Origin of the sequence: Massilia sp. (assembly GCF_031995545.1) — a bacterium.
Lineage (GTDB): Bacteria > Pseudomonadota > Gammaproteobacteria > Burkholderiales > Burkholderiaceae_D > Telluria.
In genome coordinates, this window is record NZ_DAMAGA010000001.1 from 300,812 (window position 1) to 322,221 (window position 21,410).

The 21,410-nt window shown below is 65.6% G+C and carries 18 protein-coding genes; 10 read left to right on the top strand and 8 right to left on the bottom strand.

The window, feature by feature from the left end:
• The first annotated feature begins 4 nt into the window (after positions 1–4).
• The 5 genes from RTQ83_RS01385 (at position 5) to RTQ83_RS01405 (ending at position 4,896) form a co-directional block, all read left to right on the top strand.
• Positions 5–1,267, top strand: a complete 1,263-nt coding sequence (locus tag RTQ83_RS01385; RefSeq protein ID WP_312510753.1) for a M48 family metallopeptidase — start codon at positions 5–7, stop codon at positions 1,265–1,267.
• The gene (locus RTQ83_RS01390; RefSeq protein WP_312510754.1) at positions 1,264–1,596 is read left to right on the top strand and encodes a 4a-hydroxytetrahydrobiopterin dehydratase; all 333 of its coding nucleotides are present in this window, start codon (positions 1,264–1,266) and stop codon (positions 1,594–1,596) included. Before RTQ83_RS01385 ends, RTQ83_RS01390 begins: the two co-directional genes overlap by 4 nt.
• Complete coding sequence (gene rsgA, locus RTQ83_RS01395) at positions 1,593–2,510, top strand: ribosome small subunit-dependent GTPase A (protein ID WP_312510755.1); 918 nt, start codon at positions 1,593–1,595, stop codon at positions 2,508–2,510. The genes RTQ83_RS01390 and rsgA overlap by 4 nt, the downstream gene beginning before the upstream one ends.
• Positions 2,511–2,595: 85 nt before the next feature.
• On the top strand, positions 2,596–3,522 hold the full coding sequence (gene argF / locus RTQ83_RS01400; protein WP_312510756.1) for an ornithine carbamoyltransferase: 927 nt from the start codon (positions 2,596–2,598) through the stop codon (positions 3,520–3,522).
• Between the two features lie 141 nt (positions 3,523–3,663).
• On the top strand, positions 3,664–4,896 hold the full coding sequence (locus RTQ83_RS01405; RefSeq protein WP_312510757.1) for an argininosuccinate synthase: 1,233 nt from the start codon (positions 3,664–3,666) through the stop codon (positions 4,894–4,896).
• A 105-nt stretch (positions 4,897–5,001) separates the two neighbouring features.
• Here the strand turns inward: RTQ83_RS01405 and blaOXA (RTQ83_RS01410) are convergent, their stop codons facing one another.
• The 6 genes from blaOXA (RTQ83_RS01410) to murB form a co-directional block, all read right to left on the bottom strand.
• Positions 5,002–5,781, bottom strand: coding sequence for a class D beta-lactamase (blaOXA, locus tag RTQ83_RS01410; protein ID WP_312510759.1), 780 nt, complete (start codon positions 5,779–5,781; stop codon positions 5,002–5,004).
• A 26-nt stretch (positions 5,782–5,807) separates the two neighbouring features.
• The gene (gene bla, locus RTQ83_RS01415) at positions 5,808–6,668 is read right to left on the bottom strand and encodes a subclass B3 metallo-beta-lactamase (protein ID WP_312510761.1); all 861 of its coding nucleotides are present in this window, start codon (positions 6,666–6,668) and stop codon (positions 5,808–5,810) included.
• Positions 6,669–6,699: 31 nt separating this feature from the next.
• On the bottom strand, positions 6,700–8,433 hold the full coding sequence (gene blaOXA / locus RTQ83_RS01420) for a class D beta-lactamase (protein ID WP_312510762.1): 1,734 nt from the start codon (positions 8,431–8,433) through the stop codon (positions 6,700–6,702).
• The gene (locus RTQ83_RS01425; protein WP_312510763.1) at positions 8,430–8,813 is read right to left on the bottom strand and encodes a BlaI/MecI/CopY family transcriptional regulator; all 384 of its coding nucleotides are present in this window, start codon (positions 8,811–8,813) and stop codon (positions 8,430–8,432) included. The genes blaOXA (RTQ83_RS01420) and RTQ83_RS01425 overlap by 4 nt, the downstream gene beginning before the upstream one ends.
• Before the next feature lie 89 nt (positions 8,814–8,902).
• Positions 8,903–9,610: an SDR family oxidoreductase gene (locus RTQ83_RS01430; RefSeq protein WP_312510764.1), complete on the bottom strand. Its 708-nt coding sequence runs from the start codon at positions 9,608–9,610 to the stop codon at positions 8,903–8,905.
• A gap of 16 nt (positions 9,611–9,626) precedes the next feature.
• A complete protein-coding gene (gene murB, locus RTQ83_RS01435; protein WP_312510766.1) occupies positions 9,627–10,655 on the bottom strand; it encodes a UDP-N-acetylmuramate dehydrogenase in 1,029 nt (342 codons plus the stop codon).
• Between the two features lie 143 nt (positions 10,656–10,798).
• Here murB and RTQ83_RS01440 point away from each other — a divergent pair, with 143 nt between their 5' ends.
• Positions 10,799–11,284, top strand: coding sequence for a YajQ family cyclic di-GMP-binding protein (locus tag RTQ83_RS01440; RefSeq protein ID WP_312510767.1), 486 nt, complete (start codon positions 10,799–10,801; stop codon positions 11,282–11,284).
• A 156-nt stretch (positions 11,285–11,440) separates the two neighbouring features.
• Positions 11,441–12,709, top strand: a complete 1,269-nt coding sequence (locus RTQ83_RS01445; RefSeq protein WP_312510768.1) for a nitronate monooxygenase — start codon at positions 11,441–11,443, stop codon at positions 12,707–12,709.
• A gap of 73 nt (positions 12,710–12,782) precedes the next feature.
• On the opposite strand, the gene RTQ83_RS01450 is transcribed toward RTQ83_RS01445, so the two are convergent.
• Both RTQ83_RS01450 and RTQ83_RS01455 read right to left on the bottom strand, forming a co-directional pair.
• Entirely contained in the window at positions 12,783–13,799 is a 1,017-nt protein-coding gene (locus RTQ83_RS01450) for an alpha/beta fold hydrolase (RefSeq protein WP_312510769.1), read from the bottom strand.
• A gap of 106 nt (positions 13,800–13,905) precedes the next feature.
• A complete protein-coding gene (locus RTQ83_RS01455) occupies positions 13,906–15,462 on the bottom strand; it encodes a catalase (protein WP_409456066.1) in 1,557 nt (518 codons plus the stop codon).
• A 251-nt stretch (positions 15,463–15,713) separates the two neighbouring features.
• Between RTQ83_RS01455 and RTQ83_RS01460 the strand changes: the two genes are divergently transcribed.
• The 3 genes from RTQ83_RS01460 (at position 15,714) to RTQ83_RS01470 (ending at position 21,399) form a co-directional block, all read left to right on the top strand.
• Positions 15,714–18,047 carry an FdhF/YdeP family oxidoreductase gene (locus RTQ83_RS01460; RefSeq protein WP_312510771.1) on the top strand — a complete coding sequence of 778 codons (2,334 nt, stop codon included), beginning with the start codon at positions 15,714–15,716 and terminating at the stop codon, positions 18,045–18,047.
• A gap of 5 nt (positions 18,048–18,052) precedes the next feature.
• A complete protein-coding gene (gene fdhD / locus RTQ83_RS01465) occupies positions 18,053–18,910 on the top strand; it encodes a formate dehydrogenase accessory sulfurtransferase FdhD (RefSeq protein WP_312510772.1) in 858 nt (285 codons plus the stop codon).
• A gap of 125 nt (positions 18,911–19,035) precedes the next feature.
• Entirely contained in the window at positions 19,036–21,399 is a 2,364-nt protein-coding gene (locus RTQ83_RS01470) for a putative bifunctional diguanylate cyclase/phosphodiesterase (RefSeq protein WP_312510773.1), read from the top strand.
• Positions 21,400–21,410 lie beyond the last annotated feature (11 nt).

The following is a 21,410-nucleotide window of genomic DNA, read 5'->3' on the forward strand; positions in this document are numbered from 1 at the left end:
CCGCATGTCTTCACTCGCGTTTTCGGTTTTGTTCGTCGTGTTTCTGCTGCTGACGCTCGGTCTGCGCTTCTGGCTGGCCACGCGCCATATCCGCCACATCGGGCGCCACCGCGCCAGCGTGCCGGCCGAGTTTGCGCCAAAGGTGCCGCTGGCGGCGCACCAGAAGGCGGCCGATTATACCGTCGCCAAGACCCGCTTCGGCCTGGCCTCGATGCTGTGGGGCGCCGTGGTGCTGGTCGGCTTCACGCTGCTCGGCGGCCTGCAGTGGCTGTCCCTGACGCTGGTGCAGTTCGTCGGACCGGGCCTGCCGCACCAGATGGCGCTGGTGGTGGCGTTCGCCGTGATCTCGGGTTTGCTCGACCTGCCGTTCGACTGGTACCGCCAGTTCGCGCTCGAGCAGCGCTTCGGCTTCAACAAGATGACGCCCGGCCTGTGGCTGTCAGACCAGCTCAAGGGCGCGCTGGTCGGCGCCGTGATCGGCCTGCCGCTGCTGTGGGTGGTGCTCACGCTGATGGAAAAAAGCGGCGACCTGTGGTGGCTGTACACCTGGTTCGTCTGGAGCGGCTTCCAATTGCTGATGCTGGCGCTGTATCCGAGCCTGATCGCGCCGCTGTTCAACAAGTTCACGCCGCTCGAAGACGCCACGCTCAAACAGCGCATCGAAGGCCTGATGACGCGCGTCGGCTTCGCTTCGCGCGGCCTGTTCGTGATGGACGGCAGCAAGCGCAGCGCACACGGCAACGCCTACTTCTCGGGCTTCGGCCGCGCCAAACGCATCGTGTTCTTCGACACCCTGCTCTCGCGCCTTGAGCCGCAGGAGATCGAAGCGGTGCTGGCGCACGAACTGGGTCACTTCAAGCTGCGCCACATCGTCAAGCGCGTGAGCGTGATGTTCGCGATGTCGCTGGCCTTCCTGGCGCTGCTCGGCTTCCTGAAAGGCCAGGCCTGGTTCTACACCGGCCTGGGCGTGCTGCCGTTCATGAACGCGTCCAACGACGGCATGGCGCTGATCCTGTTCGTGCTGGTGCTGCCGGTATTCACCTTCGTGTTCGCGCCGTTGACGTCGATCACCTCGCGCAAGCACGAATTCGAGGCCGACGCTTTTGCGGCCAAGCATACCGACTACCGCGACCTGGTGTCGGCGCTGGTCAAGATGTACGAGGACAACGCCTCGACCCTGACGCCGGACCCGCTGCACTCGGCCTTCTACGATTCGCACCCGCCAGCCTCGGTGCGCGTGAAACACCTGACCATGGCGGCCGCATGAGACTCGAAAAACGCACCTGCATCGCCGGCGCCAAGGGCCTCGACCCATGGGCGATCGACGCCCTGCTGCTCGACGTTCCCGGCTGGACCGCGATCGACGGCGTGCTGTTCCGCGAATTCAAGCTGCCCAACTACCGCGCCACCATCGCCTTCGCCAACGCGGTGGCCGATATCGCGGAGACCCAGAACCACCATCCCGAGATGACGATCGACTATTCGACCTGCCGCGTCATCTGGAGCACCCACTCGGCCGGCGGCGCGCTGACCGAAAACGACTTTATCTGCGCCGCGAAAGTGAATGCGCTTTACCCAGGACAGGCCAGCGCATGAGCGACCCGAAAAAAGACGAACTGACCGGCACCATCATCGCGGCCCACGGCCGCCACTACCTGGCCGACATCGGCGGCGAGAAGATCCAGTGCGTCACGCGCGGCAAGAAGACCAATGTCGCCGTGGGCGACGTGGTGCACGTCAAGAAGACCTCGAACGACCAGGCCGTGATCGAGCGCATCGCCGAGCGCACCACCCTGCTGTACCGCTCGGACCAATATAAATCGAAGCTGCTGGCGGCAAACATCTCGCGCCTGTTCATCGTCGTCGCCACCGAACCAGGCTTCGCCGACGACCTGGTCTCGCGCGCGCTGGTGGCGTGCGAAGCGGCCGGCATCGAGGCCCACATCATCCTGAACAAGACCGACGTCCAGGAGCTGCTGCCGCGCGCGCGCGAACGCGCCGCCGTGTATGGGGCGCTGGGCTACCCGGTGCACGAAGTGTCGGCGCGCGCGCATCCGGATGACACGGTCGCGCTGTTGAAGCCATTGCTGGCGGGACAGTCGTCGATCTTCATCGGCCAGTCGGGCATGGGCAAGTCTTCCCTGATCAACCTCCTGGTGCCGGACGCCGACATCGCCGTGCGCGAGATCTCGGCGGCGCTCGATACCGGCAAGCACACCACGACTTTCACGCGCCTGTACTGGCTCGACGAGGATGAGGACAGTCGCGCATCCATCATCGACTCGCCCGGCTTCCAGGAATTCGGCCTGTACCATCTGACCGAAGGCATGCTGGAACGCGCCTTCGTCGAGTTCAAGCCTTATCTGGGCGGCTGCAAGTACTACAACTGCCGCCACCTGGCCGAACCGCAGTGCGCCGTGCTCGACGCCGTCGCTGAAGGCAAGATCGCGCGCATGCGCCACGAGCTGTATGGCCAGCTGCTGCACGAGTCGGCCCAGACGCTGTATTGAACGATGCGCTTACTTTCCCTAAGTTTCCCTAACGGAAAGAGAAAGCCCTTATAATCCGAGGGATAACCGAAAGCAGAAACCGATTATGCCAGGCACCACTCCGATCAAGCACTTCCTGCAATTCTCCGACTTCACGCTCGACGAGTTCGAGCACGTGATCCAGCGCGCGGCGATCATCAAGCGCAAGTTCAAGGCCTACGAGGTCTATCACCCGCTGGTCGACCGCACCCTGGTGATGGTGTTCGAGAAAAGCTCGACCCGTACCCGCCTGAGTTTTGAGGCCGGCATGCACCAGCTGGGCGGCGCCGCGATCTACCTGAACACCCGCGACAGCCAGCTGGGCCGTGGCGAGCCGGTGGAAGACGCCGGCCAGGTGATGAGCCGCATGTGCGACATCATCATGGTGCGCACCTTCGGCCAGGATATCATCGAGCGCTTCGCCGCCAATTCGCGCGTGCCGGTGATTAACGGCCTGACCAACGAGCACCACCCGTGCCAAGTGCTGGCGGACGTGTTCACCTACTACGAGCACCGCGGTTCGATCAGCGGCAAGACCGTGGCCTGGATCGGCGACGCCAACAACATGCTGTACTCGTGGCTGCAGGCGGCCGAGGTGTTCGGCTTCCACCTGAACGTGTCGACGCCGAAGGGCTACGAGCTCGATCCTTCGCTGGTGTCGACCAGCCGCTACACCCTGTTTGACAACCCGCTTGATGCCTGCGAAGGCGCGCACCTGGTCACGACCGACGTCTGGACCAGCATGGGCTTCGAGAAGGAAAACGCAGAACGCCTGAAAGCCTTCGACGGCTTCATCGTCGACGGCGCCAAGATGGCGCGCGCATCCGACGACGCATTGTTCATGCACTGCCTGCCGGCGCACCGCGGCGAGGAAGTCGCGGCCGAGGTCATCGACGGCCCGCAATCGGTCGTCTGGGACGAGGCCGAGAACCGCCTGCACGTGCAGAAGGCGCTGATCGAGTACCTGCTGCTCGGCCGCGTCGAAGGTAACTGAAGTAACTGAGATTTCGTATCACGCTAACGTTTTAACCCACCAACCCTGAGTTTGATCGTCGGCCCGTCATATCGTTTATATCGTTAAACGGTGCGCGGGCCGGCTGACCATCATCCCCTCTCCTCCATCACTGGAACTCCCATGAGCGACATCAAAAAAGTAGTACTCGCCTATTCCGGCGGCCTCGACACCTCCGTCATCCTGAAATGGCTGCAGGATCACTACGGCTGCGAAATCGTCACCTTCACCGCCGACCTCGGCCAGGGCGAAGAACTGGAACCGGCCCGCGCCAAGGCCATCAAATTCGGCATCAAGCCGGAAAACATCTACATCGACGATGTGCGCGAGGAGTTCGTGCGCGACTTCGTGTTCCCGATGTTCCGCGCTAACACCGTGTATGAAGGCGAATACCTGCTGGGCACCTCGATCGCGCGTCCGCTGATCGCCAAGCGCCTGATCGAGATCGCCAACGAAACCGGCGCCGACGCGGTGTCGCACGGCGCCACCGGCAAGGGCAACGACCAGGTGCGCTTCGAGCTGGGCGCCTACGCCCTGAAGCCGGACGTCAAGATCATCGCCCCATGGCGCGAATGGGACCTGCTGTCGCGCGAGAAGCTGCTGAAGTACGCGGAAGATGCCGGCATCGAGATCGACATGAAGCACAAGAACGGTGGCGCGCCGTACTCGATGGACGCCAACCTGCTGCACATTAGTTTTGAGGGCCGTCACCTGGAAAACCCGAGCGCCGAAGCCGAGGAATCGATGTGGCGCTGGACCGTGTCGCCGGAGCAGGCACCGAACGAAGCCGAGTACCTCGACATCGAATTCGAAAAAGGCGACATCGTCGGCCTGAACGGCGTGCGCCTGTCGCCGGCCGCGGTCCTGACCGAACTGAATCGCCTGGGCGGCAAGCACGGCATCGGCCGGCTGGACCTGGTGGAAAACCGCTACGTCGGCATGAAGTCGCGCGGTTGCTACGAAACCCCGGGCGGCACCATCATGCTGCGCGCCCACCGTGCGATCGAATCGATCACGCTGGACCGCGAAGTGGCGCACCTGAAGGACGACCTGATGCCGCGTTACGCCTCGTTGATCTATAACGGCTACTGGTGGGCACCGGAGCGCGTCGCGCTGCAGACCCTGATCGACCATACCCAGGCCGGCGTGAACGGCTGGGTGCGCGTCAAGCTGTACAAGGGCAATGTGATCGTGGTGTCGCGCGATTCGAAGACCGATTCGCTGTTCGACATGAACATCGCGACCTTCGACGAAGACGGCGGAGCCTACAACCAGGCGGATGCGGGCGGCTTCATCAAGCTTAACGCACTGCGCATGCGCATTGCTGCTAAAGCCCGCGCGAAACGCGGTCAGTAAGCTGATCTGAGCGGGCCCTCGCGGGCCGGTTCAGATGGTCAGGAGAGCCGCCTTTGGGCGGCTTTTTTTTTGTCTCGACGGCGCTCGGCCGATACGATCGCTCGATCAGAGCAAGCCCAGTTCCCGTAATGCCGCCTTGGCAAGCGACACCCGCTTGTCCTGCGCCCCATCCGGCAAATCCATATTCAGCGCAAACGCATACAGCTTGCCGTCCTTTTTGAGCCACCCCACCCACCAGCCGATATCCGCTTCGCCCGGCCTGCCGCCCCAGCCGGTCTTGGCATACAGCTCGGCGGCGCCGTCCTGGCGGCTGATCTCGCGCACCGCCGCCATCGCCGTGTTCGTATAAGGCAGCGTGCCCTGCGCCAGCTTGGTCAGGAATTCGGTCTGCTCCACCGCGCTGATCTTCAATGGCCCGTCCAGCCAGAACCGGTCCACAACCGTCCCGACCTGCATGTTCCCGTACTTCATCCTGACCAGCTCCGAGCGCATCCGGTCCAGACCGACCCGCCGTGCCACTTCCTGGTACACAGGCACGTTCGAGATCCGGATCGCCTCGCGCAGCCCCATGTCGCGCGCCCACTCCGGCCGCGCCACCGGCTTGCCGCCGTATGGCACCACCTCGTCGACGCTGGCCACGGCGCCATGCGCCAGCGCGATCAGGGAATTCGGGATCTTGAAGGTCGACGCCGGAATGAAGCGCGTGTTGGCGCGCTTGCGATCGTGCACGGTATAGGTGTCGGCGGCCACGTCGTAGACGACGAAGGTGCCCACCACACCTTCCTGCTTGAACAGGCGCGCCACTTGCGCGCTTTCCTTCCATTCGGCCGCCTGCGCCAACAGCGGACTTGCCAGCAGCAGCGCGGCCAGACATTGCTTGATCATGGATACTCCTCCTCGGTCGATGGTGGTCATGGCTTCGCACGCTCTTCGTCCAGCCGCTGCTGCAGCCGGGTGCGCGCATTATCGGCATACGTACGGCAGGCATTGGTGTCGATGAACGCCGCAGTACCCAGCTGCACACGGCGCGCGTAGCGCATCCACAAGTTGCTCACCTCCGGATGCGCCGACACCAGCACGTCGCACGGCAACGCCGCCACTGTCCCGATCGAGCGTTCGAGGTCGGCAAGCGCGGTCGGATACGCAGGGTCGCCGCTGTACCGGAACGTTTTGTTGCCGTTGGCATTCAAGCTGTCTGCATACACCATGTTCGCCGTGCGCCCGCCCTCACTCGATTGCCAGGTCCAGCTAGCGCCGCCCTGGGTATGGCCCGGCGTGGCATGCATCGTCACCGCCAGCGGTCCGAGTTTGACTACCTCGCCATCGCGCACGGCGCGCACCCGCGCCACCGGCGCCATCTTCGGCAGGCTGCCGTACTGAGGATCGTTGCGCCCCGCTTCGCCGCTGCGCAACACCGGCACCGCGGCGGCACCGGTCAGCACCTCGGCGTTCGACAGCTGCTGCAATTCGGCGACGCCGCCCGCATGGTCGATGTGCTCGTGCGACACCAGGATGAACCGGATGTCTTCGGGCTTGAAGCCGAGCTGGCGGATGTGCGCGACGATCTGCTTGGGCGACTTGTCGCTGCCGCCGTCGATCAGGATGTGGCCCTCCTTCGACGTGATCAGCACCGAGGCCACGCCGTGCGGACCGACGTAATAGCTGTTGCCGAACAAGGCGAACGGTTCCTGCGGTGCGTCCCAGTCAGAGCCGATGGACGGCATGGCCGCGACCAGGCCCGCCAACGCAAGTGCGAGGCGAATGTGCTTCATGATGTCTCCTGTTTCAGGTGGTTGTAGAAAATCAGAGCCTGTCGAGCGTGGCCGGCAGTGCGCGCAGGAAGGCCTGCTTCAACGCCGGCCCAGCGGCGCGTTCGGGGTCGCGCGGCTGCAGCACCATGCGCGCGAAGACGACCGTGCGGCCATCCTTGCTGGCCCAGCCCACGAACCAGCCATAGGCACGCGTGGCGTCTTCGCTGCCGTCTGGCAGTGCGCCCTGGGCGGTGCCGGTCTTGCCGTACACCTGCCAGCCGTTGGAGAGCGCCGGTAACCGCAGCAGCTGCGCCGACGTGTCATACGCATGCGGCGTCAAACCCAGTTCGCGCCGGACCACCTTGCGCAGGAAGGCGGCCTGCTCCAGCGGCGAAATCCGCAGCGAACCGTTGAACCATGAACTCATCTCGCCATCGGGCGCGTCGGCGTCGCCGCTCAGATCGCGGTTGCCGTAATCGAAGCGCGCCACGTAATCGCGCACGCCGCCGGCGCCGATGCGCGCCGCCACCTGCTGCGCGTACCACACCGTCGAGTTGCGGATCCAGCCCGTGGGATCGGTGGTGGTGCGCCAGGACTCGATCCAGTCGGCGTAGCCGGGCTTGAACGGCAGCACCGGCGCATGCGCGTCGCGCAGGACGCCGCTGTCGTAGCCCATCAGGCTGACCACGATGTTGAAGGTGGAGGCCGGCGTCACGCGCGTGGCGCAGTCGCCCTGCTCGACCAGGTGTTCGCCGCTGGCGGCATCGATCATCACGGTGCAGTCGAGCGCACGGCGGGAAGCGGCGGCGTCATGCCAGGCCAGTGCCGGCTGCAGCATGAGGTTGGCCGCGAACGCCGCTCCCAGCCCGGCCAGCCCTAGGCAGCGAGTCCAGCCCGCGCGCCCTGCCGGCGTGCGGATCAGGGCCAGCCGCGCCGCCACCGTATCGGCGCCGACACCGCCGAACGCCAGCGCCTGTCCCATGCCGGCGCGGCCCAGCCGCAACTGCGCCACCAGCGCCGCCGCATACGCCTTGCGCTGCGCTGCCGGCCGGCCGCGCAGCACGTCGCGGTCGCAGCCGAGTTCCTGGGCCCAGGCCAGGCGGGCGCGCAGCATGCGCAGCGCAGGGTTGAACCAGAACAGCTCCGACAGCAGCGACGCGGCGACCAGCCACCACAGGTCATGGCGGCGCCAGTGCGTCAGCTCGTGTTCGACGATCAGCTGCTGCTGCAGCGGATCGAAATCATTCAGGGAGCGCGGCAACAACAGGCGCGGGCGCAGCAGGCCAAGCAGCATCGGCGACACCGGCGCGTCGATTTCGAGGATGCGCGGCCCGGGCTGCCGGCGTGCTATCGGAGTCGCAAGCCGCGCCAGGTGCGTGACGCTGCGCTGGCCCTGCCAGAGCCGCAGCAAGGCAATCATCAGCCCCGCCACGTACGCCGCCAGCCAGATCCACGCCACCGTGGCCAGCCACGAGCGCCCGCTGTCGCCCGTCTTCACGGCCTGGCCGGGCGTTTCGTTCGCCGCCGCGATGCTGCGCGCCTGCAGCACATCGGCCGCATCGACCTCGAACACCGGCGTCACCTGCAGGCGCTGCGCCTGCGGCAGCATCAGCACGACGAACGTGATCGCGATCGCCAGCTGCGCCAGCAGCCAGATCGAGCGCTGCGCGGCCAGCGCCGGCAGGTAACGGCGCAGCAGCAGCGTCATGCCCCACACGCCCAATCCGGCCGCGAGACAGCCGGCGCTGGCGAACAGGAAGCGGACGGCCAGCAGGTCGGCGTTCATGCCGCGCCGCCCTCTTCATCTGGCCAGTCCTTGAGCATCTGCTCGAGCCGCGCCAGTTCGGCATCGTCGACCAGTTTGCTGCCGGTGAACATGGCGACCGGCAGCGGCGCGTCGATCTCCATCACGCGCCGTCCGAAGTCATGGGCGAAGGCGGCCAGCGTGCCGACTTTTTCCGACACCGCCTCATACACCTGCACGCCGTGCCGAAGCTCCTGGCGCACCATGCCTTTTTCGAGCATGCGTTCGAGCGTCTTGCGCGTGGACGAATACGACCAGCCGAGTTCCTCGACCACCTCGTCGTGGATTTCGCGCGCGCTCAGCGGCTGCCGGCGCCACAGCGCCTTGAGCAGACTCAGTTCGGAAATGGAAGGGACGGCCATGACGACTCCACGTTGATGTGACTATGGACGCAATGATGCGACATATGTCGCACAACTGTCAACGAATAATCGTGGACGTCGCCTGGCGATCAGTTACGCAGATCGTCCACCGGCTCGACGCCGAAGCGCGCCGCCAGCAGATAGTCGACCAGCGCCCGCGCGCAATCCGCGGGCGCGACCAGCGTGCCAGTCTCCTTCATGTCGGCGAAGCGTTGACGCAGCGGGAAGTCGGCGTCCGGAGTGGCGCGGATGGTCGCCTGCATGTCGGTATCGATCACGCCCGGTGCCAGGCTGCATGCCTTCACCTGCGCGTCGCCATCAAGCTGGAGAGCGCGCGCATGCAGGTCGAGCGCCGCCTTGGTCGCGCAGTACACGCTCCAGCCGGGATAGGCGCTGCGCCCCGCCCCGCTCGAGACGTGCAGGATGCGGCGCTCGGCTTGTGGCGCCGCCTGCACGAAGGCCGCCGCCAGCGCCAGCGGCGCCGCGACGTTGAGCGGTACCGCGCGCAGTACGGCCGCCGGGTCTTGCGCCGCCAGCGGACCGACCGGCGTCACCACGCCGGCATTGTTGACCAGCAGCGCCTGCGTGGCGTCGCCGAGAAAATCGCGCAGCGTATCCCCCGCCAGCCAGGCCTGCAATGCGTCCGGATCGGACATGTCGAGTTCGGCCTGCCCGATGCCTTGCACATTGGCGCGGCTGCGCGCCAGTCCCAGCACGGCCACGCCGCGCCGGGACAGTTCGGCCGCGATCGCGGCGCCCAGGCCACGGGTGTGGCCGGTGACGATTGCCTTCATCATGATGCTGCTCCTCGAATCAAATGAATACCGGTTCGGGCTCCAGCGCCACGCCGTAGCGTGCCGCCACGTCGGACTGGATCGCCTCGGCCAGCCGCACCACGTCCAGGCCGGTGGCACCGCCCAGGTTGACCAGCACCAGCGCCTGCTTCGGATAGACGCCGGCCTGGCCCAGGCTCTGCCCCTTCCAGCCGCACTGGTCGATCAGCCAGCCGGCGGCCAGCTTTTCGCTGCCGTCGGGCTGCTTGTGGTGCACCAGGTTCGGGTAATGCTCCAGCAGGCGCGCGCACTCGTCAGCGCTCACCACCGGGTTCTTGAAGAAACTGCCGGCGTTGCCGATCTCTTTCGGATCGGGCAGCTTGCGGCGGCGGATGTCTTCGACCAGGCGCCCGACCTGGGCCGGGGTCGGCGACGCCAGGCCGGCGTCGCGCGCGGCATTGGCCAGTTCGGCGTAGCGCAGGTTCGGCTGCCAGTCGGCCGGCAGCGCGAAGGTCACGTCCAGCACCACCAGTTCGCGTCCCTCGGCGTGCTTGAAGATGCTGTCGCGGTAGCCGAAGCGGCAGGCGGCGGCATCCAGCGTGAGCAACTCGCCGCTGGCGAAGTCGAACGCCGTCAGGCTGTGAAACACATCCTTGGTTTCGATGCCATACGCCCCCACGTTCTGGATTGGCGCGGCGCCGACGGTGCCTGGGATCAGGGACAGGTTCTCCAGCCCGCCCAGGCCCTGCTCCAGCGTGTATTGCACGAACGCGTGCCAGTTTTCGCCGGCGCCGGCGCGCACCAGGATCTTGCCGTCCTGCCGGCCCAGCACTTCGCGCCCGGTATTGGCCATGTGCAGCACGATGCCGTCGACGTCGCGCGTGAACAGCAGGTTGCTGCCGCCACCCAGCACCAGGCGTGGCAGGCTGGACAATGCCGGGTCGGCGCGCACCGCGGCCAGGTCGCCGGCGCCGCGCACCTGCAGGTAATGGCGGGCGCGGGCCGGGATGCCGAACGTGTTCAGGGATTCGAGGGACTGGTCGAGGACGATGGGCAGGTCTGGATGCATGGCTGAACGGTTCAAAAATGTCGCCTCATTATAGTGGCAAGCCTTTCCTGACCTTTCCAGTCGGGCAAATTGGTCGCGGTTTGGGCGCTTGTTCGCTAAAATAGAGGGATTCAACTAATTGCAATATCGAAAAAGGAAACTCCATGCCATCGTTTGATGTGGTCTGCGAAGCAGACATGGTCGAAGTAAAGAACGCGGTCGAACAGTCGAACAAGGAAATCACCACCCGCTTCGACTTCAAGGGCAGCTCGGCCAATGTCGAACAGAAGGACAAAGAACTGACCCTGTTCGCCGACTCCGACTTCCAGCTCGGCCAGGTGCGCGATGTGCTCGTCAACAAGATGTCGAAGCGTAAGGTCGATGTGCGCTTCCTCGATGAAGGCAAGGTCGAGAAGATCGGCGGCGACAAGGTCAAGCAGGTGATCAAGGTGCGCAACGGCATCGAGACCGAGGACGCCAAGAAGATCACCAAGCTGATCAAGGAAAGCAAGATGAAGGTGCAGGCCAGCATCCAGGGCGAAGCCGTGCGCGTCACCGGCGCCAAGCGCGACGACCTGCAGACCGCGATGGCGATGCTGCGCAAGGACGTGCAGGAGCTGCCCCTGGCCTTCAACAACTTCCGCGACTAAGCCCGTAACCGAGTCGCCCTGGCCCGGCCGTACCGGCCAGACAACAGCGCTTCCCTGGCATACAATCATCCGGGGAAGCTTGACGCGCTTGGAGTAAAATGCGCAGCGTGCCCGCTGCCGCAACCTCCACGCAGCTTTGGTAGTCTAAGGATAGCAATGAAACGTGTTGATGATTTCCGCCTGCGCATGGGCAACAAGGAATATGTGCCCATCATGATCGGCGGAATGGGTGTGGACATTTCGACCTCGGAACTGGCGCTGGAAGCAGCCCGGCTGGGCGGGATCGGCCATATCTCCGATGCGATGTCGCAAGACGTGTCCGACCGCAAGTTCGACACCACCTTCGTCAAAGACAAGACGAAGATGTACAAGTTCAACATCAACAACATGAACAAGGCGGTGGTCCAGTTCGACCTGGACCAGCTGGCCGAAGCGACCCGGCGCCACGTCGGCTCGACCATGGAAGCGAAAAAAGGCGACGGTCTGGTGTACGTCAACTGCATGGAAAAGCTGACCATGAACGCGCCGAAAGAAACCCTGCGCACGCGCCTGTCGGCGGCGCTGGACGCGGGCATCGACGGCATCACGCTGTCGGCCGGCCTGCACCTGGGTTCGTTCGAACTGATCAAGGACCACCCGCGCTTCCGCCACGCCCACCTGGGCATTATCGTGTCGTCGGTGCGCGCGCTGCAGCTGTTCCTGAAAAAGGTCTCGCGCCTGGACCGCCTGCCCGACTTCGTGATCGTCGAAGGCCCGCTGGCCGGCGGCCACCTGGGCTTCGGCATCGATGACTGGCAGAAGTACGACCTGCACACCATCATGGACGAGATCCACGCGTTCATGAAGGCCGAAGAGCTGGGCATTCCGGTGATCGCGGCCGGCGGCGTGTTCACCGGTTCGGACGCAGCGAGCTTCCTGGAAAAAGGCGCCGGCGGCGTGCAGGTGGCGACCCGCTTTACCGTGACCCACGAGTGCGGCCTGCCGGACAACGTCAAGCAGGAATACTTCCGCGCCAGCGAAGAGGACATCGAAGTCAACGGCGTGTCGCCGACCGGCTATCCGATGCGCATGCTCAAGAATACGCCGGCGATCGGCTCGGGGATTCGTCCGGGCTGCGAGTCGTACGGCTACCTGCTGGACGCCACCGGCAACTGCGCCTACATCAACTCGTACAACCGCGAGGTGCAGGCCAATCCGGATGTCAAGAAGGTGTCGGTGATGGACAAGACCTGCCTGTGCACGCACATGCGCAATTTCAATTGCTGGACCTGCGGCCACTACACCTATCGTCTGAAGGACACCACGCATCGGCTGGCGGATGGCAATTACCAGATCCTGAGCGCGGAACACGTGTTCAAGGATTACCAGTTCAGCGTCAACAACGAGATCGCGTTGCCGCCGAAACAGGACATCGTGGCGGCGTAAGCGGCCAGCCCTGTCGTCCCGAAAGCCACGGCCTGAGCCGTGGCTTTTTTCATGACCTCTGTGCGTTGGCCGGTCAGCGCCCTTCGAACCAGCGGATGATGGCGTCGTACTCCTGCTGCACCTGCTCGCGCCCACCCGCCTCCGTCAGCAGGTCGTGGCTTCCTCCCGGCACCCGCACCATCGTCACATCCCGTCCTCGCATGCGCAGCTGCGCGTACATCGCCTCGCTCGACAGGATCGGCACACTCTTGTCCTGCATCCCGCTGGCGATATACACGCGCGCCTTCGATTGCAGCAGGTTGTCCGCCGGCGACTGTGACAGGAAACTGCTCCAGCGACGGTAGGTGTGGCCCCAGGCGAACTTGCTGACGCTGTCCGGCTCGGCCATGATCTGCTGCACCGTGGCCTCGATCGACTGCAGTTCCTTGAGCTTGTCGGCATCGCTGCCGCTGCTCTGGTAGGTACTCGCGATCATGTCGTACAGCTGGGTCGTCCCCGACGATCCCACCAGCGCTACCGCGCCGACCTCGGGCATGGCGCGCGCCAGTCCGGACGCCAGCACGCCGCCTTCCGACATGCCGACCACCAGCACCCGGCGCGGATCGACGTCGGGCCGCGCCAGCGCATGCTGCAAGGCCTGGCGCAGCGTGGCCAGCCAGCTGTCGTAGGAATAGTGTTTGTTGAAGTCGGCGCTGCACTCGAGGGCGCCGTTCGGCGGCGTGTCCTGGCGCTCGGTCAGCTGATACGGCTTGTCGACCGCCATTACCGCAAAGCGCCCGCTCATGGCCAGGCCGACATACGGGAAGATCGAGGCGCTGCGGTTCGCCGTGCCGAGTCCGGAGAACGGCGCGGTGCAGCCAGATCCCTGCACGAACAGCACCAGCGGCGAGCGCTTCTTCGGCGGCGACAGGTAGTAGCTGACGGCCGGCGCGCCGGCGCGCGGCAAGGTGACGCGCTGGATGCTCCAGGTCTTGAAGTCGAACGTTTCGCGCTGTTCGGCGGGCGCCGCATGCGCTGTCAGGGGAACGGAAGCGGCCAGCATCAGGCCAAGGAAGACACTTGAAATACAGCGATTGGCGAACCGGCTCACGCAGACTCCTTTCAACGATGAAGTCCTGCATCTTGCCAGTTCGCCAACCGCTGGGCAATGCCCTGCGGGTAAGCGGGCATCTGATTCAACCATGCCCGCCCTGCCCTTACTCCTTCAACGCCGCAGCCAGCATCTCGATGCGCTTGGCGTCGCCACCGACCGCCTTGACCAGGCGCTTGCCGTAGTCGGCATCGGCCTTCCAGAAGTGCGACAGCATGGTCTCGCGGGTCTCGACGTTCTGCACGCGCTTGAGGTCGCCCGACAGGTTGACGATCAGGTCGTCGCGGTCTTGCGCGTTCAGCGAGCGGTAGAACTCGCCGGCCTGGCGGAAGTTCAGCGTCTTGGCGATGCGCTGCTGCTGGGTGGTGCCGCTCAAAGGCAGGTTGCTGGAACGTGCGTTCGGGTCTTCGCTAAGGGGTGCCAGGCGGCTCGGCTGGTAGTTCACCGAACCCTTGCGGCCGTCGATATTGCCCTGGCCATCTTGCTGGTGGTTCTTCACCGGGACCAGCGGCCGGTTGATCGGCAGCGACTGGAAGTTGGCGCCCAGGCGGTGGTGCTGGGTGTCGATGTACGAGAACAGACGGCCCTGCAGCATGCGGTCTTCCGACGGCTCGATGCCCGGCACCAGGTTACCCGGCGCCATCGCGACTTGTTCGGTCGCTTCGAAGAAGTTGTCCGGCACGCGGTTCAAGGTCATGGTGCCGACCTTGCGCTCCGGGATGCCCGGCCAGATCTTGGTCGCGTCGAGCGGATCGAAGTCGAACTTGTCCAGGTCTTGCGGTTTGAGCACCTGCACGGTCAGGTCCCACATCGGGAACCTGCCGGCCTTGATCGACTCATACAGGTCGACCGTGGCGTGCGCGGTGCTCCTGGCCTGCACCGCAGCAACTTCTTGCGGACGCAGGTTGCGCTCGCCCTGCTTCGACTTCCACGCGAATTTGGCGTACACATACTCGCCCTTGGCGTTAATCAGTTTCAGCGCGTGCACGCTGCTGCCGTCCATCTGGCGGTAGCTTGCGGGAGTGCCGTAGTTCGAATACACGCGGGTCAGCATCGCGGTCGCTTCCGGGATGTGCGAGAAGAAGTCGAACACGCGCTCCGGCTCCTGCACATTGGTCACCGGGTCCGGCTTCAGCGCGTGGATCATGTCCGGGAACTTGATCGCGTCGCGGATGAAGAAGATCGGCAGGTTGTTGCCGACCAGGTCCCAGTTGCCTTCCTGGGTATAGAACTTGGTGGCGAAGCCGCGCGGGTCGCGCGTGGTCTCGGCGCCGGAACGGCTCGGGATCACGGTCGAGAAGCGCACGAACACCGGGGTCACGGTATCGCGCTTGAACAGCTTGGCCCTGGTCAAATCGGACAAATCGTCGGTGGCGACGAAGCTGCCGTGGGCGCCGGTGCCGGTCGCGTGCACCACGCGCTCCGGGATGCGTTCGCGGTCGAAACGCTGCAGCTTCTGCACCAGGTGCACGTCCTGCAGCAGGGTCGGGCCGCCGGGGCCGGCGGTCTGGCTGTTCTGGTTGTCACCCACCGTAGCGCCGTTATCCTTGGTGAGGATCGGGGCCGTAGTTTGCGCATAAGCGCCCTGGGCCAGGGCCATGGCGCCGGCCGACAGGGTCAGGGCGCACAGGACGATGCGTCCCGACGAAATAGCAAAGCTCATATGTAAAACCTATCGTGTTTCAGAAAGAGATAGGAATAATACGGACGAGCGTGCTATTTAAGAAATTAATTATCCCTATCCAAATGATAGCCATTTCGTTATTGTTGCATTCAGATTAATTCCCCGCAGCAGTCGCCGAGACCGTGAATGACCCGTATTCCGTCCTCGATCGCTAATCTATGTGCGGGGACGCACCGAGCCTTGCACCACCACGACGTTACGGTAGACCTTCCACCAGCAGGGAGTGTCAAATGAGCAAAGAAACCAAGGTCCACGTCGAACCCGCCACCATGCCCGCCGGCGGCTGGGGCTCTGTCAGCGACGTTACCACCGCCCTCACCGGCCAGCGCGTGACGCTGAAGGACACCCGCCTGCTGCTCAAGCAGAACAAGCCCGACGGCTACGCCTGCGTCAGCTGCGCCTGGGCCAAGCCGGCCGATCCGCACCCATTCGAATTCTGTTCCAGCGGCGCCAAGGCCACCGCCTGGGAAACCACCAGCAAGACCATCGGCGCCGACTTCTTCGAGCGCCACACGCTGACCGAACTGGAAGCCTGGGGCGACCATGAACTGGAAGACCAGGGCCGCCTGACCGTGCCGCTGCGCTACGACGCCGCCAGCGACAAGTACCGCCCGGTCGAATGGGACACCGCCTTCGCCGAAATCGGCGCCCACCTGCGCGCCTGCCAGCGCGACAAGGTGGTGTTCTACGCGTCGGGCCGCGCTTCGCTCGAAACCTCGTACATGTACCAGCTGCTGGCGCGCATGTACGGCAACAACAACCTGCCGGACAGCTCGAACATGTGCCACGAAAGCACCTCGGTCGGCCTGCAGAAGACCCTCGGCGTCGGCGTCGGCACCGTGCACCTGAACGACTTCAAGCACACCGACTGCATCCTGTTCTTCGGCCAGAACGTGGGCGTGAACAGCCCACGCATGCTGCATCAGCTGCAGGAAGTGCGCGAACGCGACGTGCCGATCATCACCTTCAATCCGCTGCGCGAGCGCGGCCTGGTGAGCTTCACCAATCCGCAATCGCCGCTCGAGATGCTCACCGGCCACGAAACCCCGATCAGCACCCAGTACCACCAGGTCAAGCCGGGCGGCGACACCGCCGCCATCATGGGCATGTGCAAGGCCGTGTTCGCCCTCGACGACGCCGCGCGCGCAAAAGGCGAGCAGCGCGTGATCGACACTGCCTTCATCATGGAGCACACCCGTGGCTTCGACGAATTCGAAGCGGCCGTGCGACGCGCCGACTGGGGCCGCATCGAACACCTGTCGGGTCTTCCACGCGCCGACATCGAAGCGGCGGCCGATGTGTACGCCAAGGCCGGCGCCGCCATGGGCGTGTACGGCATGGGCCTGACCCAGCACCGCAACGGCGTGCAGAACGTGACGATGCTGGTCAATCTGCTGCTCCTGCGCGGCAATATCGGCAAGCCCGGCGCCGGCATCTGCCCGGTGCGCGGCCACTCCAATGTGCAGGGCCAGCGTACGGTCGGCATCACCGAAAAGCCGAAGCTCGCGCCGCTGGATAAGCTCAAGGAACAGTACGGCTTCGAGCCGCCGCGCGAGGAAGGCTTGACCACGGTCGACGCCTGCGAAGCCATCATCAAGCGCGAGCTGCAGGCCTTTATCGGCCTGGGCGGCAACTTCCTGCGCGCGGTACCGGAAACGGTGCTGATGGAAGCGGCCTGGCGCGAGCTGCCGCTGTCGGTCCAAGTCGCCACCAAACTCAACCGCAACCACGTCATCCACGGCAAGGCCGCCTACCTGCTGCCCTGCCTGGGCCGCATCGAAGTCGACCGCCAGCGCTCGGGCGAGCAGGCCGTCACGGTCGAGGACAGCACCTCGTGCATGCACGGCTCGCGCGGGATGACCGAGCCGGCCGCACCGAATCTGTTGTCGGAACCGGCGATCGTGGCCGGCATCGCCAAGGCCGTGCTCGATCCGAACCCGCGCGTCGACTGGGACGGCTGGGTGGCCGACTACGCCACCATCCGCGATTCGATCGAAGAAACTTTCCCGTCGATCTTCCACGAATTCAACGAACGGATGTGGACGCCAGGCGGCTTCCGCAAGCCGCTCGGCGCCGCCGAGCGGGTGTGGAACACCGAAAGCGGCAAGGCCGAGTTCACCACGCCCGAAGAACTCGAAGGCAACCCGGACATGGACGGCGGCACCGACGTGCTGCGCCTGTTCACGATCAGGAGCGACGGCCAGTTCAACACCACCATCTACAGCTACGACGACCGCTTCCGCGGCGTCAGCGGCAGCCGCATGGTGCTGTTCATGGCACCAATCGACATCGAGCGCTACGGCCTGGCGCAGGGCGACGTGGTCACGCTGCGCACCGCCACCGACGATGGCGTCGAGCGCCGTGTCGACGGCCTCGCGGTCGTGCCGTACGACGTGCCGCAGGGCTGCGTCGCCGGCTACTACCCCGAGTGCAATCCTTTGATTCCGCTGTGGCACCACGCCAAGGAAAGCAAGGTGCCGGCGGCCAAGTCGATCGACGTCAAACTGGAGCGCACGGGACGATCGGGCGCAGTGGTCGGCGAAACGACGGCTACGCTAAACTAGGGCGCATGAACGCACCACACCCCTTCCCGCACCCCGAACCGGCCGCGTCTGCAAGCGTGCCGGCCGCCTGCTGGCACGATGGCGTGCTCGAGCCTGGCGACGAAGTCCTGGCCGAGGAAGTGCCGGTGGCGATGGTCTACAACGGCATCAGCCACGCCGTGATGCTGGCCTCGCCGCAAGACCTGGAAGACTTCGCGGTCGGCTTTTCGCTGGCCGAACGCATCGTGCGCAATGCGCGCGACATCCACGACATCGAGGTCGAGGAAAGCGCACACGGCATTACGCTGTCGATGCAGATCGCGGCCGGCGCCATGGTGCGCTTCAAGGAAACGCGGCGCGCCCGCACCGGCAAGACCGGCTGCGGCCTGTGCGGAGTGGACAGCCTGGCCTGGTTCGAGCGCGAAGCGAGCCTGCTCGATCCGCGCGACGGCGGCGCCCACGATGTCGACGGCCGCCTGGAGCCCGCCGCGCTGCACCGCGCCATGACCGCCCTGTCGGCGCATCAGCAACTGCACCGCGCCACCGGCGCCGCGCACGCCGCCGGCTGGGCCGGCTGGGACGGCAGCATCGCCTGCGTGCGCGAAGATGTCGGCCGCCACAACGCGCTCGACAAGCTGATCGGTGCGCTGGCGCGCGACGGCATCGGCGGCGACGCCGGCTTCGTGGTCGTCACCAGCCGCGCCAGCTTCGAGATGGTGCAGAAGGCGGCGCGCGCCGGCATCGCGATCCTTGCGGCGGTCTCGGCCCCAACCGCGATGGCGGTGCGCAGCGCCGAGCGCGCCGGCGTGACGCTGGCCGGTTTCGTGCGCGGCGAGCGGCACGTGGTCTACAGCCATCCGCAGCGCCTGCTGCCTGCGGACTGAAGCGGCGCCCGGGCGTTCCTGGCGCCAAGCTTGCCGCACGCATATCGCATAATCCTTGACGCCCTGAATTGGAACAGGTGTAAGCTTGCCTGGACGCGATCCATATCGCGTGAAAGGTGGTCGATATGGCGACGTGCGACAGTTTCGAGCAAGTGACCTTCCTGGTGGACGACGATGGACAAGTCGCCAGCTGGAACCCGGCCTGCGCCGCGCTGTTCGGCTGCGAGGGCGACAGCGTCGTCGGGCAGCCGCTCGGGCGCCTGTTCGCCGCGCCGCCCTGGACCGACCTGGCCGCCGCCGGCGGTGGCCTGGCGCAGCTGGCGCAGCTGGCGCTGCAACCGGCGCAATCCGGACAGGTCCGGCTGACGGCGCAGCGCGACGGCGCCGGCGCACCGCGCGGCCACGTGCTCAACCTGGTGCCGGCGCCGCTGTCCGAGAGCGAACGGGTGGGACGTACCACCCTCGCCGACGTGGTCGACCTGTTCCCGGGCACCTTCTATGCGCTCGACCGCGAAGGCCGCTTCCTGCTGTGGAACCACAACCTCGAGCGCGTGGTCGAAATGATGCCCGACGAAGTCGCCGCCAGCAACGCGTTCGAGATGCTCGAGCCGCACGACCGCCAGCGCTTTGGCGAGCACATGCGGCAAGTGTATGAAGGCCATCCCAATATTCAGATGGAAATCGATTATGTCGCACGCAGCGGACGCGAAACGCCGATGCTGCTGTGCGGCGCGCGCATCGACTGCAACGGCGGCCAATATCTGTTCGGCATGGGGCTCGACATCTCCAAGCGGCGCGCGCACGAACGCCAGCTGAACCTGTACCAGCGCGCGCTGCACGCGGCCAGCAACGGCGTGGTCATCTGCCGCGACGGCGGCCCCGAGCATGCGATCGAATACGTCAATCCGGCATTCGAGCGCATCGCCGGCTATGACGCCGCCGAAGTGCTGGGCCGCGATCCGCGCTTCATGGCCGCGCCCGGCCTGGACGCCGACGAGCGACGCCGTGTCGGCCAGGCGCTCAGGGAACAGCGTTCGGTGCACGCGGTGCTGCGCAACCTGCGCAAGAACGGCGAGCTGTTCTGGAACGACCTGCACATCACGCCGGTGCACGACGACAACGGCAAGGTGACCCACTTCATCGGCATCCTGGTCGACGTCACCGCGTCCAAGCAGCGCAACGACCACCTCGAGCACGAAGTCAACCACGACAGCCTGACCGGACTGGCCAACCGCAACCTGCTGTGGGACCGGCTGGAACACGCGGTGCACCTGGCGCACCGCCACCAGACCATGGTGGCGGCCGCGCTGATCGACCTCGACGGCTTCAAGAGCATCAACGACACCTTCGGCCACGACGCCGGCGACGCCGTGCTGAAAGTGGTGGCGCGGCGCCTGCAGGCCACGGTGCGCGACAGCGACACGGTGGCGCGCCTCTCCGGCGACGAGTTCGTGCTGGTGCTGGTCGACCAGCCGTCGCTGCGCTTCACGCTGCGCATGGTGGAGCGGGTGTGGCGCGCGCTGGCGGCGCCGGTGGCGTTCAACGGCAACGAGATCCCGCTCGGCGCCAGCCTGGGGGTCTCGGTCTATCCGCACGACGGCGCCCAGGCCTCCGACCTGCTGCGCGCGGCCGACATGGCGATGTACCGCGCCAAGGGCAATGGCGGCGGCGTGCATTTCTTTTCCAGCGAGATGCGCTCGGCCAGCGAAGCGCGCGCCGCCCTGGCCGGCTGCATGCGCAGCGCGATCGAGGACGATGAACTGTTCCTGCTGTTCCAGCCGCGCATGGATGCGCGCAGCGGCAAGGTGCGCGGCTTCGAAGCCCTGATACGCTGGCGCCATCCGGAGCACGGTGTGATGCTGCCGGGCGCGTTCCTGGGCGAGGCCGAGGAAAGCGGCATGATCGTCGAGATCGGCAACTGGGTGCTGGACCAGGCCTGCGACTTCGTGCGCCAGCTGCGCCAGACCGGCTACACCGGGCTGCCGGTGGCGGTCAACGTGTCGCACCGCGAATACAGCCAGGCCGGCTTCATCCCCGGCATCGCCCAGCGCATGTCCGATTTCGGCCTGCCGCCGGGCAGCCTGGAGATCGAAATTCCCGAAGCCGACCTGATCCGCAACCCGGCGCTCGGGCGCGACCTGTCGGCCCAGCTGCGCGACGTCGGCGCCATGCTGTCGGTGGACGAATTCGGGCGCGGCATCTCGGACCTGTCGTTCCTGCAGCAGCTGTCGGTGCGCCAGATCAAGCTGTCCAAGGCGGCGGTGCACGGGATCGCCGATCACGGGCGCGGCAGCCTGCTGGCCAAGACCCTGATCGATATCGGGCACAACCTCGATATCGCGGTGATCGGCGAAGCGGTGGAAACCGAGGCGCAGGTGGAGTTCCTGCGCGCGCATGGCTGCGACCAGCTGCAGGGGCAGTGGTTCAGCGAACCGCTGTCGTCGGATGCGGCGCGGCATATGCTTGCGCAGCGCCAGCACATCCTGTAGGGCGCGTCGCG

Excerpts from the sequence above, each read along its gene's own strand:
- RTQ83_RS01385 (WP_312510753.1), top strand. The coding sequence starts at position 5 with ATGTCTTCACTCGCGTTTTCGGTTTTGTTCGTCGTGTTTCTGCTGCTG.
- RTQ83_RS01390 (WP_312510754.1), top strand. The coding sequence starts at position 1,264 with ATGAGACTCGAAAAACGCACCTGCATCGCCGGCGCCAAGGGCCTCGAC.
- rsgA (WP_312510755.1), top strand. The coding sequence starts at position 1,593 with ATGAGCGACCCGAAAAAAGACGAACTGACCGGCACCATCATCGCGGCC.
- argF (WP_312510756.1), top strand. The coding sequence starts at position 2,596 with ATGCCAGGCACCACTCCGATCAAGCACTTCCTGCAATTCTCCGACTTC.
- RTQ83_RS01405 (WP_312510757.1), top strand. The coding sequence starts at position 3,664 with ATGAGCGACATCAAAAAAGTAGTACTCGCCTATTCCGGCGGCCTCGAC.
- blaOXA (WP_312510759.1), bottom strand. The coding sequence starts at position 5,781 with ATGATCAAGCAATGTCTGGCCGCGCTGCTGCTGGCAAGTCCGCTGTTG.
- bla (WP_312510761.1), bottom strand. The coding sequence starts at position 6,668 with ATGAAGCACATTCGCCTCGCACTTGCGTTGGCGGGCCTGGTCGCGGCC.
- blaOXA (WP_312510762.1), bottom strand. The coding sequence starts at position 8,433 with ATGAACGCCGACCTGCTGGCCGTCCGCTTCCTGTTCGCCAGCGCCGGC.
- RTQ83_RS01425 (WP_312510763.1), bottom strand. The coding sequence starts at position 8,813 with ATGGCCGTCCCTTCCATTTCCGAACTGAGTCTGCTCAAGGCGCTGTGG.
- RTQ83_RS01430 (WP_312510764.1), bottom strand. The coding sequence starts at position 9,610 with ATGATGAAGGCAATCGTCACCGGCCACACCCGTGGCCTGGGCGCCGCG.
- murB (WP_312510766.1), bottom strand. The coding sequence starts at position 10,655 with ATGCATCCAGACCTGCCCATCGTCCTCGACCAGTCCCTCGAATCCCTG.
- RTQ83_RS01440 (WP_312510767.1), top strand. The coding sequence starts at position 10,799 with ATGCCATCGTTTGATGTGGTCTGCGAAGCAGACATGGTCGAAGTAAAG.
- RTQ83_RS01445 (WP_312510768.1), top strand. The coding sequence starts at position 11,441 with ATGAAACGTGTTGATGATTTCCGCCTGCGCATGGGCAACAAGGAATAT.
- RTQ83_RS01455 (WP_409456066.1), bottom strand. The coding sequence starts at position 15,462 with ATGAGCTTTGCTATTTCGTCGGGACGCATCGTCCTGTGCGCCCTGACC.
- RTQ83_RS01460 (WP_312510771.1), top strand. The coding sequence starts at position 15,714 with ATGAGCAAAGAAACCAAGGTCCACGTCGAACCCGCCACCATGCCCGCC.
- fdhD (WP_312510772.1), top strand. The coding sequence starts at position 18,053 with ATGAACGCACCACACCCCTTCCCGCACCCCGAACCGGCCGCGTCTGCA.
- RTQ83_RS01470 (WP_312510773.1), top strand. The coding sequence starts at position 19,036 with ATGGCGACGTGCGACAGTTTCGAGCAAGTGACCTTCCTGGTGGACGAC.